Source organism: Aeromonas sp. ZOR0001, from assembly GCF_000801015.1.
Lineage (GTDB): Bacteria > Pseudomonadota > Gammaproteobacteria > Enterobacterales > Aeromonadaceae > Aeromonas > Aeromonas veronii.
On sequence record NZ_JRJY01000085.1, the window covers coordinates 1 to 15,345 of the forward strand.

Sequence of the window (15,345 nt, forward strand, 5' to 3'; positions counted from 1 at the left end):
GGGGGGGGGGGGGGGGGGGGGGGGGGGAGGGAGCAGGAGCAGCCCTCACCCTAACCCTCTCCCGGAGGGAGAGGGAATTGATCGAGGTTCGGTTTGGGCATCATGGTCGGCCAACAAGCTCCTTCATCAAATCCTTGAGCCACACCTGCGCCGGTTGTTGCGTATGCGCCGATGGGGTATGCCAGACGCTGCGGCCTCACCTCGGCCCCACCAGTTCTTTCATCAAATCTTTCAGCCATACCAGTGCCGGTTGCTGCGCGTGAACGGGGTGCCAGACGCAGTTTAGGTGGTAATCCGGCACGTCTGCGGGTAGCGGCAGGCTTTTCAGCGGCCAATGGGTGGCGAGCAGCTCGGCTACCATGCTGGGCAGCACCAGCAGGTGATCGCTCTGACTGACGATGGCGGCGGCGGACATATAGCTCTGGCTGTTGACCGAGATGGTGCGGCTAAAGCCCTGACTCTTCAGATAGCGGTCGAGGCTCGCCTCCGAGGTGCCCAGCGGCGAGTGGAACACATGGGGCATGGCGATGAGCTGCTGCAGGGTGATGCGCTCCTGCCATCGGGAGGGATCATCCTCGGCGCCGGCGGGGGCCGATTTGGCAATGGGCAGATCGGCGCGCACCAGCCCGGCCAGCGGCTCGGTGAGCCAGGTCTCTTTGCCGAGATACCCCGGCACCTGCATGTACTCGTCAAAGCCCAGCACCAGATCGATCTCGCCGCTCGCCAGCTCGGCTTCGGGCAGGGTGTCGCGCAGGATGCGGATCTCGATGGTGACCCCCGGTGCCAGCCGTCTGAGGCGCTGGATCAGCGGCGGGATCAGCACGCACTCCACGTAATCTGTGGTGCAGAGCACGAAGCGCCGCTTCGACTGGCTCGGCTCGAACTCTTCTTCCTCGGTGAGCTGCTGCTCCAGCAGCCGCAGCGCCTGCTGCACCCCGAGATGCAACCGCTGGGCGCGCGGGGTCGGCAGCATCCCCTGCGGGGTGCGCACCAAAAGCGGGTCGCCGAGAAAGGTGCGCAGCCGGTTAAGGGAGTGGCTCATGGCGGGCTGGCTGATAAAGAGCGCTTCGGCGGCGCGGGTGACGCTCCCTTGCGTCATCAGGGCGTCAAAAGCGAGCAGCAGATTGAGGTCGAGCTGGTGCAGTTTCATGGGGGGGATTATTCGCCGTGTTTATGGGACAATCCATCCTATTCATTTGATGGATGGGGGCGCAACGTCTTAATCTGCGACCCACTCTTATTTTTCCGGGTTCCCGCGTCGCATCTGGCGTAAACGGGGGCCTCAATCCATGCAAGGAGCCTTGCGATGAGCATCAAGACCATTAACTCCACGCCGGCCGCCGACGGCTTCACCATGCCCGCCGAGTGGGCGCACCAGCAGGCCGTCTGGATGATCTGGCCGTTTCGCCCGGATAACTGGCGCGTAGCCGGTCGCTTCGCGCAAGAGACCTTCGCCAAGGTGGCCGATGCCATCGGTGGGGCTACCCCGGTCTTTATGGGGGTGCCAGCCCAGTTTATGGAGCAGGCTCGCGCCATCATGCCCGCCCACGTCACTCTGGTTGAAATGAACAGCGATGACTGCTGGGCCCGCGATACCGGCCCGACCATCGTCACCAACGCTGCCGGCGAGTGCCGTGGGGTGGATTGGGGCTTCAACGCCTGGGGCGGTCACAAGGGTGGTCTCTACTACCCGTGGAATCAGGATGAAGAGGTTGCTGCCCAGATGCTGGCCCAGCACGGCATGGCTCGTTACGACGCGCCGCTGATTCTGGAAGGGGGCTCTATCCACGTCGATGGCGAAGGTACCTGCCTGACCACCGCCGAGTGCCTGCTCAACGAAAACCGCAACCCGCACCTGACCAAAGAGCAGATCGAAGCGCACCTGCGCGACTATCTCGGCGTCACCAGCTTTATCTGGCTGGACGAAGGAGTCTACATGGACGAAACCGACGGCCACATCGACAACATGTGCTGCTTCGTGCGTCCGGGTGAAGTGGCCCTGCACTGGACTGACGACCAGAACGATCCCCAGTACGCCCGCTCCGTGGCCGCCCTCAAGGTGCTGGAAGCGGCGGTCGATGCCAAGGGTCGCAAGTTGAAAGTGTGGAAGCTGCCCCAGCCGGGCCCGCTGTTCTGCACTGAAGAGGAGTCTGCCGGTGTCGAGAGCGGCAGCGGTGTGCCGCGCGAGGCAGAAGGCCGTCTGGCCGGTTCCTATGTGAACTTCCTCATCACCAACGATCGCATCGTCTACCCGCTGCTGGATGCAGCCACCGATGGCGAAGCCCAGCGCATTCTGGAAGAGATCTTCCCGGAGCACACCGTGATCGGCGTGCCGGCTCGCGAGATCCTGCTGGGCGGTGGCAATATTCACTGCATTACCCAGCAGATCCCCTCCGGCAAATAAGAACCGGATGACGATCCTGCTGCGAAGCCGTGATCAAGGCTCATGTGCTGCTCGGAATCCTCATGTATTCACATACACTCCGGTTCCTGCGCTGCTCTTCACCTTGCTGACGACCTCTCGCGACGGGTCGTAAACCGGCTTACGCCAGCTGAGGTTGGTATTCAAAACCCCACTCAGTGGGGTTTTATCTCTTGATGGTGTGATGGTCGCAGGCGCTGATGCGGCGATCATCATGCCAAACAGTCACCCTTTTACAGGAGATCCTAAATGATCGAAGTGACCGAGGTTTCCATTGCCGAGCTGCGTGCCGCGCTCGAATCAGGCCGCACCACAGCGGTCGAACTGGTCAAGGCCTATCTGGCCCGGATCGAGGCTTACAACGGCCCAGAGACTGCCACCAAACTCAACGCCGTGGTGGTCGCCAATCCCGATGCGCTGAAAGAGGCCGAGGCTTCCGATGCCCGCCGCGCCCGTGGCGAGACCCTGGGGCCGCTCGACGGCATCCCCTACACCGCCAAAGACAGCTATCTGGTCAAGGGGCTGACCGCCGCCTCCGGCAGCCCGGCCTTCAAGGATCTGGTGGCCCAGCGCGATGCCTTTACCGTTGAGCGGCTGCGCGCCGCCGGTGCCATCTGCCTTGGCAAAACCAATATGCCGCCGATGGCCAATGGCGGCATGCAGCGCGGTGTCTATGGCCGTGCCGAGAGCCCCTACAACGCCGACTACCTGACCGCGCCGTTTGCCTCCGGCTCCTCCAACGGTGCCGGTACCGCCACCGCCGCCAGCTTCTCCGCCTTCGGTCTGGCGGAAGAGACCTGGTCGAGCGGCCGTGGTCCTGCCTCCAACAACGGCCTGTGTGCCTACACCCCGTCCCGTGGCGTCATCTCGGTGCGCGGCAACTGGCCGCTGACTCCGACTATGGATGTGGTGGTGCCCTATGCCCGCACCATGAATGACCTGCTGGAAGTGCTCGACGTGGTAGTGGCCGACGATGCCGATACCCGTGGCGATCTGTGGCGCCTGCAGCCCTGGGTGCAGCTGCCCAAGGCTTCCGAGGTGCGTCCGGCCTCCTATCTGGAGCTGGCAGCCAAGGCCGATGCCCTCAAGGGCAAGCGACTCGGCGTGCCGCGCATGTTTATCAACAAGGATGAACTGGCCGGCACCAGCGAAAACCCCGGCATCGGCGGCCCGACCGGTCAGCGCATCCATACCCGCCCGACTGTGATTGCCCTCTGGGAAGACGCACGCAAGGCGCTGGAAGCTGCTGGCGCCGAAGTCATCGAAGTGGACTTCCCGCTGGTCTCCAACTGCGAAGGGGACAGACCCGGCGCACCGACCGTGTTCAATCGCGGCATCGTGAGCCCGGAGTTTCTCAACGACGAGCTGTGGGAGCTCTCCGGCTGGGCGTTCGACGACTTCCTGCGCGCCAATGGCGATCCCAAGCTTAAGCAATTGGCCGATGTCGATGGGCCGAAGATCTTTCCCCACGATCCGGGCACATTGCCGAACCGCGAGGGCGATCTGGCGGCGGGCATGGACGAGTACGTCAATATGGCCAAGCGCGGCCTGAAATCCTGGGACGAGATCCCCACAGTGCCGGACGGCCTGCGCGGTCTGGAGAAGACTCGCAAGCTGGACCTGGAGGACTGGATGGACGGGCTCAAGCTCGACGCCGTGCTGTTCCCGACCGTCGCCGACGTCGCCCCGGCTGATGCGGATGTGAATCCGGCCTCCGCCGATATCGCCTGGAGCAACGGCATCTGGGTGGCCAACGGCAACCTCGCCATTCGCCACCTCGGCGTGCCGACCGTCACCGTCCCCATGGGCATCATGGCCGATATCGGTATGCCGGTGGGTCTGACCTTCGCCGGTCGCGCCTATGACGACAACAACCTGCTGCGCTTTGCGTCGGCCTTCGAGTCCACCGGCAGCAAGCGTATGGTGCCGCCACGCACGCCACCGTTGGTTTGATTGTTGTTGTGAGTTAAATATTTTGACGTGTCCGATGATGATCGGTCTAAACACCCACCTGTATTACAAGTGGGTGTTTTTTATCATCTTGAAATAAATTAATTAATAGATGGCGTTAAGGTTTAAAACATAACCATTGGATGTAGTTTCACATGTTTTTCATTCATGTTTTTCATAAAATTAGTCTGAGTCTGAAACTCCCTAAAGTCGTTTTCTGTAAAGCTATTTTTACCTCGGTTGAACTTATGCTCTATAGAGGAGAGTAGTATGGATTCATTTAAAAAGCAGAATCTATCTGACATAAGGTGCCGATATGAAAAAAGAGCTTCTGCGGAGAAAAATGCTTTTAACGCTTTGGAAGTGCACTCATTATTTCCAATTAGGCATGATGAAAATATAATTACTTTTCCATGGTTTTTTTCTGGAATGAAAGTATCTGTATTTTTATCAAGGCAATCTCCATTTGAAAAATAGAAGCCATTTTCATTACCATGCCCTGAAAAGATAATAATATCCTCTTTGATTTTTTTTGAGAAAAAATACTTAAGGTCGTTTAATGAATGGATCCGCTCATAATTAAAGTTCCATCCTGCTGATTTACAAAATGGTTTCCAAAAATCAGCTGAGTTTCTTGAAACCATATCTCTTGTATTTTTACCATCTAAAACAGTATCGAAAACACGAACTCCGTTGAACATATTAATACTCCACTTAAGATAAACAGGGCTGCACCATCAAAGTTGACTTAGTCTACTGCCTGATGAGTCTCGTATGAAGTCATGGAGTGTGCTGAACTTCGCAGAAATAAGGTTATGTACCCAATAGTTAAGAGTATTCGGGCGATCGCGGTAAACGGACGATTACGCTGCGCTAATCGTCCCTACATCAAGGCGCTGATTGCGTGTTTTGAGCCTTTACCTCTCTCCACTTCCCGCACCGTCAATCGCCATATTGGTCGTGGCTCATCGTCGATTCCCCCCTGATTTTTCTGAATTTTCCCAGACTTCACCTTCTCCTCACACAACCTCATTTTCCCCTCACAAATCCCCCGTATCTTCTGCCCACTGCTTAAAAGGCCCGGCTTGCCACAGGGGTGGCGAGGGGGCGGTTGGTTCGAGGGAGCAAGATGATGAAAGGTTGGATGAAGTGCGGATTGGCCGGGGCCGTGGTGCTGATGGCGAGTTTCTGGGGGGGCAGCGTGCTGGCGGCGGGGATCTCCCTCAAGCAGGTGAGTGGCCCTGTTTACGTGGTTGAAGATAACTACTACGTAAAGGAAAACTCTATGGTCTATTTCGGGGCCAAGGGGGTGACGGTGGTGGGGGCGACCTGGACGCCGGATACCGCCCGCGAGCTGCACAAGCTGATTAAACGGGTCAGCAGCAAGCCGGTGCTGGAGGTGATCAACACCAACTACCACACCGATCGGGCGGGCGGTAACGCCTACTGGAAGTCCATCGGGGCCAAGGTGGTGGCGACGCGCCAGACCCGGGATCTGATGAAGAGCGACTGGGCCGAGATTGTCGCCTTTACTCGCAAGGGTCTGCCGGAGTATCCGGATCTGCCGCTGGTGCTGCCCAACGTGGTGCACGATGGCGACTTCACCCTGCAAGAGGGCAAGGTGCGCGCCTTCTATGCGGGCCCGGCCCACACGCCGGACGGCATCTTTGTCTACTTCCCCGACGAGCAGGTGCTCTATGGCAACTGCATCCTCAAGGAGAAGCTGGGCAACCTGAGCTTTGCCAATGTGAAGGCCTATCCGCAGACCATCGAGCGACTCAAAGCGATGAAGCTGCCGATCAAGACGGTGATCGGCGGTCACGACTCGCCGCTGCACGGCCCCGAGCTGATTGATCACTACGAGGCGCTGATCAAGGCGGTGCCGCAGTCATAAGGGTTGTGCGACAGACTGGCAGCAAGCCGTGCCATCGCTGCAATCAGCAGCCATAACGGCACACCACAAAACGCCCGCTTTCAGGAAATAAGCGGGCGTTTTGCGTTTGTGGTTTTTTTGGTGGCTGTGAGTGCGTGGCATTAACGCTGTTCAAGGGAGGGAGGCTTTCATAAGATGGTTCTCTCTCTTTTCCCTGAAAGTTATCCATTTTCGTTATGCAATACGCCTCTCTCGCGCGCCTCAAGCAGGCCTTTATCACCGGGATGTGGGCCTCGCTGGTCAGCATCGTTATCGGCTTCGCCTTCAAGGTGTGGCTGGCGCAGTGGGTCGCCAAGGGGGAGCTGGCGCTGTTCAACAGCGTGGTGGATTTGATCTCCCTCTCCTTTATCCTGATGACAGGTTTTCGCTCCTCCATGGTGGTGAGCTACTCCCAGACCAAGAACGATCGGGACATCATCAATATCTTTCGCTACTTCCTTATCGGCATCGTGCTGCTCACCTGGGGGGCGGTGATCCCCTATATCAAGCACGGGCTCCATATCCGGGTGGAGTATCTGCAACTGGTAGGGGTCATTTTCGGGCTGGGGCTCAAGGTCTACTTCACCAATCTGGTGGCCATGTATCGGATGTATGAGCTCTCCAACCGGGTCACCTGGCTGGAGCCGCTGGCCAACGGCCTGTTGTTTATGGCCTGCTACTTTGGGCTCGGGATGGATGCGCTCCCTTCGCTCTTCTACGGGCTGACCTTCTCGTCGCTCGCTATCGCCGGTTATATGTATGTTTCGCGCCGTCGGGCCATCGCGACCAAGCCGCTCGCCAAGGTGGCGCTCGGCCCCGAGATGGTGAGCTATGTGAAGAAGAGCTTTACCGCCTCGCTGGAGGCGGGGGCCAGTATCCTGATGATCTATATCACTGTGCTGCTCACCATCCGCCACTTCAGCATCGACGAGCTGGGGGATTTTCAGGTGGTGGTGCGTCCCATCTTTACCTATATGACCACCTTGTTTGTCTTCCCCATCTACCGCTTTGTGCTGCCGGAGCTGGCGGTCAATCTGCGCAATGGCGATCACCGTCAGATAAGGATGATCCGGCGCTGGATCTTCCGCCTCTCCGCCATCGTCAGTCTGGCCTTCTTTGGCTTGATGTTGCTGGCGGGCAAGCCGCTGGTGTTGCTGTTCTTCCCTGCCGACTACGTGGGGGCGGTGCCTGTACTGTTCCATTTCTCCATCTTCTTCATCTTTATGATGCTTAACGGCTATCAGCTCGCCTATATCAAGGCTCACGGTCACTTTACCCGGAGCTTGTTGATCCGGCTGGCGGGCATAGTGGCGCTGGTCGCCGCCTACTATCTGGTGGCCGAGTTCACCGCCAACGTGGTGGCGATTATCGTGGCGCTGGGCCTCGGTTATATGGTGATGTTTATCCTCTCGACCCTGGCGGAGCGGCAGATCTTGCGATCCCTGCCACTGGTGCTGGCGACCCGTTAGGGTGTGACTCGCCAAGATTTGGCCCCTGTCAGATAACAAAAAACGCCCGTGCGGGCGTTTTTTTATTGGCGGCGCAGGGCAGGCTTAACGCTTGCCCTTGCCACCCTTGTTGCCAGCGAGGGCCTGCTTTCTGGCGCGCTGCTTCTGGGCCGCCTTGCTGTTGCGGCGCGGCTCGGGCTCGAAGCGGGTCAGATCCGGCTCAAAGCCGGGGAACCACTGCTGGGGCAATCGGGTGTCGAGCACAGCTTCCACTTTCTCCAACAGCGGCGCATCTTCCGGGCTGAACAGAGTGATGGCGAGCCCCTTGTTGCCGGCGCGGCCGGTGCGACCGATACGGTGGACGTAATCCTCGGCCACAAACGGGAACTCGAGGTTAATCACATAGTTGAGATCGCTGATATCGAGGCCACGGGCCGCCACGTCGGTGGCGACCAGCGCTTGCAAGGTGCCGGCGCGAAACTCCAGCAGCACTTTTTCCCGCGCGCTTTGCGACAGATCGCCGTGGAAGGCGAGCGCATTGATGCCCGCTTTGCCAAGCTGCTGGGCCAGCTTGTCAGCCCCTTGGCGGGTGCGGCTGAAGATGAGTGCCGGTGCCCACTCTTTCACTTTCAGCATATGTTCGACCAGCGCCAGCTTGCGATCGCTGTCCACCGTGTAGACCCGCTGCTCCACCTCGGCCGCCGTGGTGTTGCGCGGCGCCACTTCAATCAGCTCGGGATCGCGCAGCAGCACCTTGCAGAGGGCAAACAGGTTGTCGTCGCAGGTGGCGGAGAAGAGCAGGGTCTGGCGATCCGCCGGGATCTGTTTGAGCAGCGCCTTGATCTCGTCCATAAAGCCCATGTCGAGCATGCGATCCGCTTCGTCAAACACCAGATGGCGCAGGCTATCAAGGCTCAAGGCCCCTTGACGCAGATGGTCGAGCAGACGGCCCGGGGTGGCGATCAGGATATCCACCCCGGCTTGAAGCGCCTCGACCTGCGCCGCGATACTTACCCCGCCGTAGACAAGCGTGCTGGTGAGACCGGTGCTCTGCCCGTAGCGCGCGACACTCTCGGCAACCTGCACCGCCAGCTCGCGGGTCGGCACCAGCACCAGCGCGCGGATCGGGCGGGGCTCTGCTTGTGGCTGTTGTAGCAACTGCTCCAGCAGCGGCAGCACAAAGGCGGCGGTCTTGCCGGTGCCGGTCTGGGCCCCCGCCATCAGATCCCGCCCTGCCAGAATGACCGGGATGGCGCGAGCCTGAATGGGGGTCGGTGCGGCATAGCCCAGTTCGGTCAGGGTCTGCTGCAAGCGGGAGGAGAGGGCCAGTTCGGCAAAGGAGGCTGTGGACATAGGGGCACCAGTCGGGGTTATCGCGGCCTGCGGCCACGATGCAGTGAGTGATCGTGGCCGCGATGGTAACAGAAGCTGGGGGAGCGGCAGAAGGCGGCTATGCCTCTGCGTCGTCCGGCAACGGGCGGATCAGCCGGATCTTTTTGCCCTCGTAGCAGGCGATGTTGTGCTTGCCGTGCTGTTTGACGTGGTAGAGCAGCTCGTCGGCGAGATGCACTGCCTCGGTGACGGTGAGGTAGTCACGAATGCGGATCACCCCGGCGGAGAAGGTGATGGGGGTGGGCAGCTCGGGGATCCCCAATGGCCGATCCAGCAGGCGACCAGCTGAGTGGATCATCATCTCGTCATCCTCCATCCCCTTGAACAGCACGATAAACTCCTCGCCGCCCCAGCGGATGGCGCTGTCCACCTTGCGGATATTGCTTCTGAGATGGCGGGCAAAGGCGACCAGTGCCAGATCCCCGACGCCATGGCCATAGGTGTCGTTGATCGACTTGAAGTTGTCGATATCCAGGATCATCAGGTAGTCGTGCTCATGGAGCAGACTCTGGCAGAGCACATCTCTGCGGGGCAGCCGGGTCAGGTGGTCGGTGTGCGCCAGGGTGAGCAGCCGCAGGTAGGTCTGCTTCCAGGCCACCATGCCCAGCAACAGCACGATGAGATAGACCTTGAAGGCCGCACTTTGCAGGGCCAGCTTGACGAAATCAAACCAGCTGTAGGACCACTTCAGATAGAGATCATCCCCCGCCTTGGTGCGCATAAAGGGTTTGCTCAGGCAGAGATGCCTCGGGCGGCAGGGCTCGGCGGCTTCAAACGATATGTTGGTGCGGGTCGGATTGATGGTATCGAAGGGTCGCAGCACATCGTTAAATGCTTCATCGACGGCGATATCGATACCGAGCAGTCCGTATTTGTAACCGCCGCGTCCCGACTGATGGATGAAGGGGAAGTACATCACTATGGTGTTGCGCATGCTGAAGCTGTCGATCTCGATATCGGAGACAAAGGCTTCATCGGTACTGCACAAGGGGCGGCCGGGGGCAAAGCTGGCGCAACCGAAGTAGTGATACCAGGCGGGCAGTGTCATCAGATCCACCTTGATCGGCGCCAGTCTGGTGGGCAGCACATTGTTGTCGGCCACCATGCCGATCAGCCGGTAGTCATTCCAGATGGTGTAGATATTGATCACCTCCGAATAAGAGAGGGCATAGCGGAAGGTGTTGAGGATATTGGCTGCCGGGTATTGCAGCGGAATATCGGCAAAGCGGTATTTGCTTTTGAGGTCATACCCGTAGAGATAGTCGCTGCCGACGCTATTCGGGGGCGGTGGCTGATCGAGCAGATGGTGTTGTGCCAGATAGCTGGTGATGTTCTCCACTTTGAGGATCTTGGCTCGCTGGTAGAAGACCTCGAACACGTTCTTCTGTCTGGCGGTGATGAGATCCATGTCGTGCTGGATAGTGAGATAGGTGTAGTTGAAGACAATGCCCAACCCGGTCAGGGCGAGCAGGGCCAATCCGGCCACTTTGACGATGAACTGGCGAGCAAACGCCGGTGGCCAGCGCAAGGCTGGGGGATTACCTGAAAATAAGGTCATAGATGTCTGGGTGCAGTACCGATAGGGGCGCGGGCGCCATACGGGCAAAGTATACGCGAAGGAAATCCCGACAGGATCCACCGACAAACCTTGCCAGAAGCTGAAGCCCTCACCACTTATTTATCCCTACTCCACGATCAGCACGCTCTCGCTGGCCAGATGGTGCAGCCACTCCCTGACGATCAGCAGCACGGCGGCAAAGTGCTCGTCGCGGGGCAGCAAGCTGGCGGCGAGGGGATCCCCTTCCGCCATGGCGGCCAGCTGGCCAAAGGCTTGCTCCACCAGATCCCGGTCGAGCTGGTTGTCCCCCAGCACTTCGGCCAGCGACGGCTGGCTGCGCAGGGTCAGCTGCAAGCCGGGCGGGATCTGCGGGGCTATGCGCATCAGCTCATCTTCCACCACCATGATGGCCCGCTCCAGTTCGAGCGGGGTGGGTGGCGCATTGCGAAACGGTCCGGGCTGGATGGCGTGGGTGCCAAAGGCCAGCAGGTAGTGTGACGGGGCCGCATCTGGCTGGCTCAGCCAGAGCTGGCTGCTCTGTTCACCAATCTCCAGCAGCAGGGTCATCATCTCCGGTACGGGTTGTGTCATGGTGCTGAGCTCCTGTATTGTAAACGTTTTCCAATTCTGCCTTTGATACCCCCGCTGTCGCCGTTTGGCGAGCACAATTTCTGCGAGTCGTCCCTCACTTTGTTGCAAACCCCTTGCAAAAAAATCCATTGGTGGCAGTCTGGATGTCTAAATGGCCGTCGCCGTTTCGTTATCCTCAGATGATTCAGGAGTTCAGATATGGATATTCGCACCGCTCCCCGCGCCATCGCGCTCGCCCTCATGCTGGCAAGCGGCATCGCCGCCGCCAACGAAGCGCTGGTGATCCAGACCGACTTTGGCCTCAAAGATGGCGCCGTTTCGGCCATGAAGGGGGTTGCCTTCGGGGTGGATCGCACCCTGCCGCTCTATGACCTGACCCACGAGATCCCGGCTTACAACATCTGGGAAGCCTCCTACCGCCTCTACCAGACCCTGCAGTATTGGCCCAAGGGCACAGTGTTTGTCAGCGTGGTGGATCCCGGTGTCGGCACCGAGCGCAAGTCAGTGGTGCTCAAGACCAGGAGCGGCCACTACATCGTGACTCCGGACAATGGCACTTTGACCCTGGTGGCCGAGCACTTCGGCATCGAGGCGGTGCGCCAGATCGATGAGAAGCTCAACCGCCTCAAGGGCTCCGAGAAGTCCTACACCTTCCATGGCCGCGATGTGTACGCCTATACCGGCGCGCGGCTAGCCTCCGGCGCCATCAGCTACGAGCAGGTCGGCCCGCTGCTGCCCGCCGAAGTGGTGAAGATCCCCTATCAGCCTGCGGTAGCCGAGAAAGATGGCACCCTCAAGGGCACCATCCCGATCCTCGATGTGCAGTACGGCAACGTCTGGACCAATATCGATGATGCCCTGCTGACCAAGGCGGGGATCAACAAGGGGGATAACGCCTGCATCAAGATCCGCGAAGGGGATGTGGTCAAATATGACGGCAAGGCCCCTTACGTCAGCAGCTTCGGCGATGTGCCGGAAGGTCAGCCGCTGGTCTACCTCAACAGCCTGCTGCAGGTGTCGGTGGCGCTGAACATGGACAGCTTCGCCGCCAAGCATCAGGTGCAATCCGGCGCCAACTGGCATATCAGCCTGAAGAAGTGCTCCTGACCCGCACATATATAAGTAGAGATAGAAACAGCAACGGGCGCCTCGGCGCCCGTTTTGTTCTCTGGGAATACAGAGGGATCAGAACTCGTTGGAGAGCGCCTTGTACCCTTTGACCAAATCGATATTGGTATGGGCCACGTCTTCGGAGAACTCGGCGGCATCCACCGAAACCCGCGGGATATGGGTCAGATCGCTCTGCTGGTTGATGCGGGTGGTGGAGGGGACGTAGAACTCCGGCGGCAGATCGCAGCCATCGATCACCGAGTTGTGACGCACCACGGCACCGTCGCCGATATGGCAGTTGAACAGCACGCTGTTGAAGCCGATAAAGACCCGGTTCCCCACTTCGCATGGCCCGTGGACGATGGAGCGGTGGGCGATGGAGGTGTACTCGCCGATGGTGACGGCTGCACCGGATTTGGAGTGGATCACCACGCCATCCTGAATATTGGAGTTGGCGCCGATGACGATGGGTTCCATCTCGCCGTTGGCATCCACTTCGTCGGCGCGGATCACCGCATAGGGGCCGACAAAGACATTCTCTTTGATGATCACCTTGCCGCAGATGATGGCGGTCTTGTCGATATAAGCGGATTCGTCGATGACAGGCAGATGGCCGGAGGGATTCTTGCGGATCATGTTACATCCTGTGGTTGCCAAGAGGGATTATCTGGTGGTGGACGAGGAGCCTACCGGTCGGTCAGCTTACCCCTGCTCGCCCTCTGGTGAAACCCCTGACTGGTCTGACCCTTGTCGTATGCCGTTTCGGCATGGCTGTTTCCGGTCGCCAGAATATGGGAGCATGGCTGTTATCCCGAGTCGCGTTAGATGGACATATAAAGATGAAGAAGATGATTGCCCTGTTGGCGGGTGGTTTGTTGCTCTCCTCGGCCGTGCAGGCCAAAGGGGAGGCGGGGGAGTTTGACTATTACGCCATGGCGCTCTCCTGGTCGCCCGAGCATTGCGCCGTCAAACCGGCGGATCGGGACCAGTGTTCCCGCAAGCTGGGCTTTGTGCTGCACGGTCTTTGGCCTCAGTACGATCGCGGTTACCCCAGCAACTGCACCCGCGAACGGCTCAATCCCGATATGGAGAGCGAGTTTGCCGACCTCTACCCCAGCCGTTTCCTCTATCGCCATGAGTGGGAGAAGCACGGCACCTGCTCCGGCCTGAGCCAGCAGGCCTTCCATCAGCTGGCGAGTGATTTGCGCCAGAAGGTGAAGATCCCGGCGGCTTATCAATCCCCGGAAGAGCCGCTGCGCAAAACCAGCTTCCAGCTCAAGGCCGATCTGGCGAGCGCCAACGAGTGGCTGGCCCCCGACAACATCACGGTGGCTTGCGCCGATGGTGGCCGCTTCCTGCGGGAGATCTACATCTGCGTCAATAAAGAGGGGACGGATGCGGTCACCTGCTCCGCCGAGATGCAAAAGCGCGAGCGCCGCTCCTGTGGCCAGCCGGACTTCCTGCTGCGCAGCGTGCGTTAAGCCTTCACTCTCTTCATCAGGCCCCTTGCGGGCCTGATGTGCAACCACTGCTATCGGAAAGGAGTCTGACAGATGGATGGCAACAACAGGTTTGGCCCGACAGAGCGGGCAATGCTGCTTGGGGTGAAAGGATGAGCCTGTTTGCCGAGCTGGGAATGCGTTATCCCATTATTCAGGCGCCGATGGCCGGTGTGCAGGGAAGTGAGCTGGCGCTGGCCGTGACCCGTGCGGGCGGCTTGGGCTCCTTGCCTGCCGCCATGCTCACATCAGCGGAGCTGCGCAGCGAACTGGGACGACTTACCCAAAGCGGCCTTGGGCCATTTAACATCAACTTCTTCTGCCATCGGCAACGGGAACCTGATCCCGTTGCTCTGGCCAGTTGGCAGCAGCGCCTTGCTCCCTACTACGCCGAGTTCGGCATACTTCCCCCAGCCGTTACGACAGCGTCAAGTCGTGCGCCTTTCAATGGGGAACATGCCGCCATGTTGGCCGAGTTCAGACCGGCTGTGGTCAGCTTTCACTTCGGCCTGCCCGCGCCCGAGTTGCTTGCCCGGGTGAAGGCTGCGGGGGCCAAGGTATTTGCCAGTGCCACCACGGTGGCGGAGGCTGTATGGCTCGCTCAACACGGCGCCGATGCCATCATCGCTCAGGGATTGGAGGCGGGCGGTCATCGCGGTCATTTCCTCTCCGATGATCTCGCCTTGCAGCAGAGCACCTTGACCCTGCTGGCGCAAATCCTCGCGGTGACCGATCTGCCGGTGATCGCCGCTGGCGGTATCGTCGATGGCAAGGGGATCGCCAACGCGCTGACGCTGGGGGCGAGTGCCGTGCAGATGGGGACCTCCTTTCTCTGCTGCCATGAAGCGACCACCTCGGCGCTGCATCGAGCCTCCCTTCACTCACCCCAAGGCCTGCAGACGGCACTGACCAATCTGTTCAGTGGCCGCCCGGCGCGGGGTATCGTCAACCGTCTGATGCGTGAGCTGGGCCCGCTCTCGGATCTTGCCCCTCACTTCCCCTATGCCAGTGGCGCACTGGCACCGCTGCGTGCTGCCGCCGAGAAGGCGGGGGACAGTGGCTTCTCTCCGCTCTGGGCTGGGCAGGATGTATCGGGCTGCCGGGATCTTCCCGCTGGCGAGCTGATAGCGTGCTGGGTCAAAGAGGCTGGATTGGGATAAGTGCTTCTATATATACCTCATACGCCTTCTTATATAGAAGATGTCGAGGGCGCTGTGCGTTAGACGCGACAGTGCGGCAATGGTAGATGAGTGCCAGGCCAGTACCCTTGTAAGGCATTTATCCGGTGTAAAACGTCCTCACTTTACCCTTGACTGTGGATAAGTCTGTGTAAAGGCTGTTCATTGATATGAATAACCAAGAAATTGCACTTTTTTGCAATTTTATTGCGGTAAAGCCTTGCCAATGTGAGCTGGATCTCTATAATGCGCCTCCATCGACAGGGCAAGCGGCAACGCAAACAA

Annotated in this window: 13 protein-coding genes; 7 read left to right on the forward strand and 6 right to left on the reverse strand. The window is 59.4% G+C overall.

Features of this window, described 5'->3' with window-relative positions:
* Positions 1-196: 196 nt before the first annotated feature.
* Positions 197-1,150 carry a LysR family transcriptional regulator gene (locus tag L972_RS11735; RefSeq protein ID WP_005335494.1) on the reverse strand — a complete coding sequence of 318 codons (954 nt, stop codon included), beginning with the start codon at positions 1,148-1,150 and terminating at the stop codon, positions 197-199.
* A gap of 156 nt (positions 1,151-1,306) precedes the next feature.
* Between L972_RS11735 and aguA the strand changes: the two genes are divergently transcribed.
* Both aguA and L972_RS11745 read left to right on the forward strand, forming a co-directional pair.
* Positions 1,307-2,404 (forward strand): agmatine deiminase, encoded by a 1,098-nt coding sequence (aguA, locus tag L972_RS11740; RefSeq protein WP_047438421.1) that lies wholly within the window; start codon positions 1,307-1,309, stop codon positions 2,402-2,404.
* A 267-nt stretch (positions 2,405-2,671) separates the two neighbouring features.
* Entirely contained in the window at positions 2,672-4,375 is a 1,704-nt protein-coding gene (locus L972_RS11745) for an amidase (protein WP_047438423.1), read from the forward strand.
* Between the two features lie 122 nt (positions 4,376-4,497).
* Here the strand turns inward: L972_RS11745 and L972_RS21905 are convergent, their stop codons facing one another.
* The gene (locus tag L972_RS21905) at positions 4,498-5,073 is read right to left on the reverse strand and encodes a hypothetical protein (RefSeq protein ID WP_231560921.1); all 576 of its coding nucleotides are present in this window, start codon (positions 5,071-5,073) and stop codon (positions 4,498-4,500) included.
* Positions 5,074-5,501: 428 nt separating this feature from the next.
* Here L972_RS21905 and cphA point away from each other — a divergent pair, with 428 nt between their 5' ends.
* Entirely contained in the window at positions 5,502-6,266 is a 765-nt protein-coding gene (gene cphA / locus L972_RS11750) for a CphA family subclass B2 metallo-beta-lactamase (protein WP_081990723.1), read from the forward strand.
* Between the two features lie 215 nt (positions 6,267-6,481).
* Positions 6,482-7,753: a membrane protein gene (locus tag L972_RS11755; RefSeq protein WP_047438427.1), complete on the forward strand. Its 1,272-nt coding sequence runs from the start codon at positions 6,482-6,484 to the stop codon at positions 7,751-7,753.
* An 84-nt stretch (positions 7,754-7,837) separates the two neighbouring features.
* On the opposite strand, the gene L972_RS11760 is transcribed toward L972_RS11755, so the two are convergent.
* The 3 genes from L972_RS11760 to L972_RS11770 form a co-directional block, all read right to left on the reverse strand.
* Positions 7,838-9,085 (reverse strand): DEAD/DEAH box helicase, encoded by a 1,248-nt coding sequence (locus L972_RS11760; RefSeq protein WP_047438429.1) that lies wholly within the window; start codon positions 9,083-9,085, stop codon positions 7,838-7,840.
* A gap of 97 nt (positions 9,086-9,182) precedes the next feature.
* Positions 9,183-10,652 carry a GGDEF domain-containing protein gene (locus tag L972_RS22135; protein ID WP_047438431.1) on the reverse strand — a complete coding sequence of 490 codons (1,470 nt, stop codon included), beginning with the start codon at positions 10,650-10,652 and terminating at the stop codon, positions 9,183-9,185.
* A gap of 156 nt (positions 10,653-10,808) precedes the next feature.
* Positions 10,809-11,273, reverse strand: coding sequence for a hypothetical protein (locus L972_RS11770; RefSeq protein ID WP_047438433.1), 465 nt, complete (start codon positions 11,271-11,273; stop codon positions 10,809-10,811).
* A gap of 198 nt (positions 11,274-11,471) precedes the next feature.
* Between L972_RS11770 and L972_RS11775 the strand changes: the two genes are divergently transcribed.
* Complete coding sequence (locus L972_RS11775) at positions 11,472-12,380, forward strand: SAM hydrolase/SAM-dependent halogenase family protein (RefSeq protein ID WP_019446189.1); 909 nt, start codon at positions 11,472-11,474, stop codon at positions 12,378-12,380.
* A gap of 78 nt (positions 12,381-12,458) precedes the next feature.
* Here the strand turns inward: L972_RS11775 and L972_RS11780 are convergent, their stop codons facing one another.
* On the reverse strand, positions 12,459-13,019 hold the full coding sequence (locus L972_RS11780; protein WP_005343397.1) for a gamma carbonic anhydrase family protein: 561 nt from the start codon (positions 13,017-13,019) through the stop codon (positions 12,459-12,461).
* 203 nt (positions 13,020-13,222) lie between these two features.
* Between L972_RS11780 and L972_RS11785 the strand changes: the two genes are divergently transcribed.
* Together L972_RS11785 and L972_RS11790 are read left to right on the forward strand one after the other, a co-directional pair.
* Positions 13,223-13,864, forward strand: coding sequence for a ribonuclease T2 family protein (locus L972_RS11785; RefSeq protein ID WP_047438435.1), 642 nt, complete (start codon positions 13,223-13,225; stop codon positions 13,862-13,864).
* Positions 13,865-13,995: 131 nt separating this feature from the next.
* On the forward strand, positions 13,996-15,042 hold the full coding sequence (locus L972_RS11790; RefSeq protein WP_047438436.1) for an NAD(P)H-dependent flavin oxidoreductase: 1,047 nt from the start codon (positions 13,996-13,998) through the stop codon (positions 15,040-15,042).
* The last annotated feature ends 303 nt before the right edge of the window (positions 15,043-15,345 follow it).

What these genes read in the sequence shown, in the direction of transcription:
- L972_RS11735 (WP_005335494.1), bottom strand. Translation starts at nt 1,150, where the DNA reads ATGAAACTGCACCAGCTCGACCTCAATCTGCTGCTCGCTTTTGACGCC.
- aguA (WP_047438421.1), top strand. Translation starts at nt 1,307, where the DNA reads ATGAGCATCAAGACCATTAACTCCACGCCGGCCGCCGACGGCTTCACC.
- L972_RS11745 (WP_047438423.1), top strand. Translation starts at nt 2,672, where the DNA reads ATGATCGAAGTGACCGAGGTTTCCATTGCCGAGCTGCGTGCCGCGCTC.
- L972_RS21905 (WP_231560921.1), bottom strand. Translation starts at nt 5,073, where the DNA reads ATGTTCAACGGAGTTCGTGTTTTCGATACTGTTTTAGATGGTAAAAAT.
- cphA (WP_081990723.1), top strand. Translation starts at nt 5,502, where the DNA reads ATGATGAAAGGTTGGATGAAGTGCGGATTGGCCGGGGCCGTGGTGCTG.
- L972_RS11755 (WP_047438427.1), top strand. Translation starts at nt 6,482, where the DNA reads ATGCAATACGCCTCTCTCGCGCGCCTCAAGCAGGCCTTTATCACCGGG.
- L972_RS11760 (WP_047438429.1), bottom strand. Translation starts at nt 9,085, where the DNA reads ATGTCCACAGCCTCCTTTGCCGAACTGGCCCTCTCCTCCCGCTTGCAG.
- L972_RS11770 (WP_047438433.1), bottom strand. Translation starts at nt 11,273, where the DNA reads ATGACACAACCCGTACCGGAGATGATGACCCTGCTGCTGGAGATTGGT.
- L972_RS11775 (WP_019446189.1), top strand. Translation starts at nt 11,472, where the DNA reads ATGGATATTCGCACCGCTCCCCGCGCCATCGCGCTCGCCCTCATGCTG.
- L972_RS11780 (WP_005343397.1), bottom strand. Translation starts at nt 13,019, where the DNA reads ATGATCCGCAAGAATCCCTCCGGCCATCTGCCTGTCATCGACGAATCC.
- L972_RS11785 (WP_047438435.1), top strand. Translation starts at nt 13,223, where the DNA reads ATGAAGAAGATGATTGCCCTGTTGGCGGGTGGTTTGTTGCTCTCCTCG.
- L972_RS11790 (WP_047438436.1), top strand. Translation starts at nt 13,996, where the DNA reads ATGAGCCTGTTTGCCGAGCTGGGAATGCGTTATCCCATTATTCAGGCG.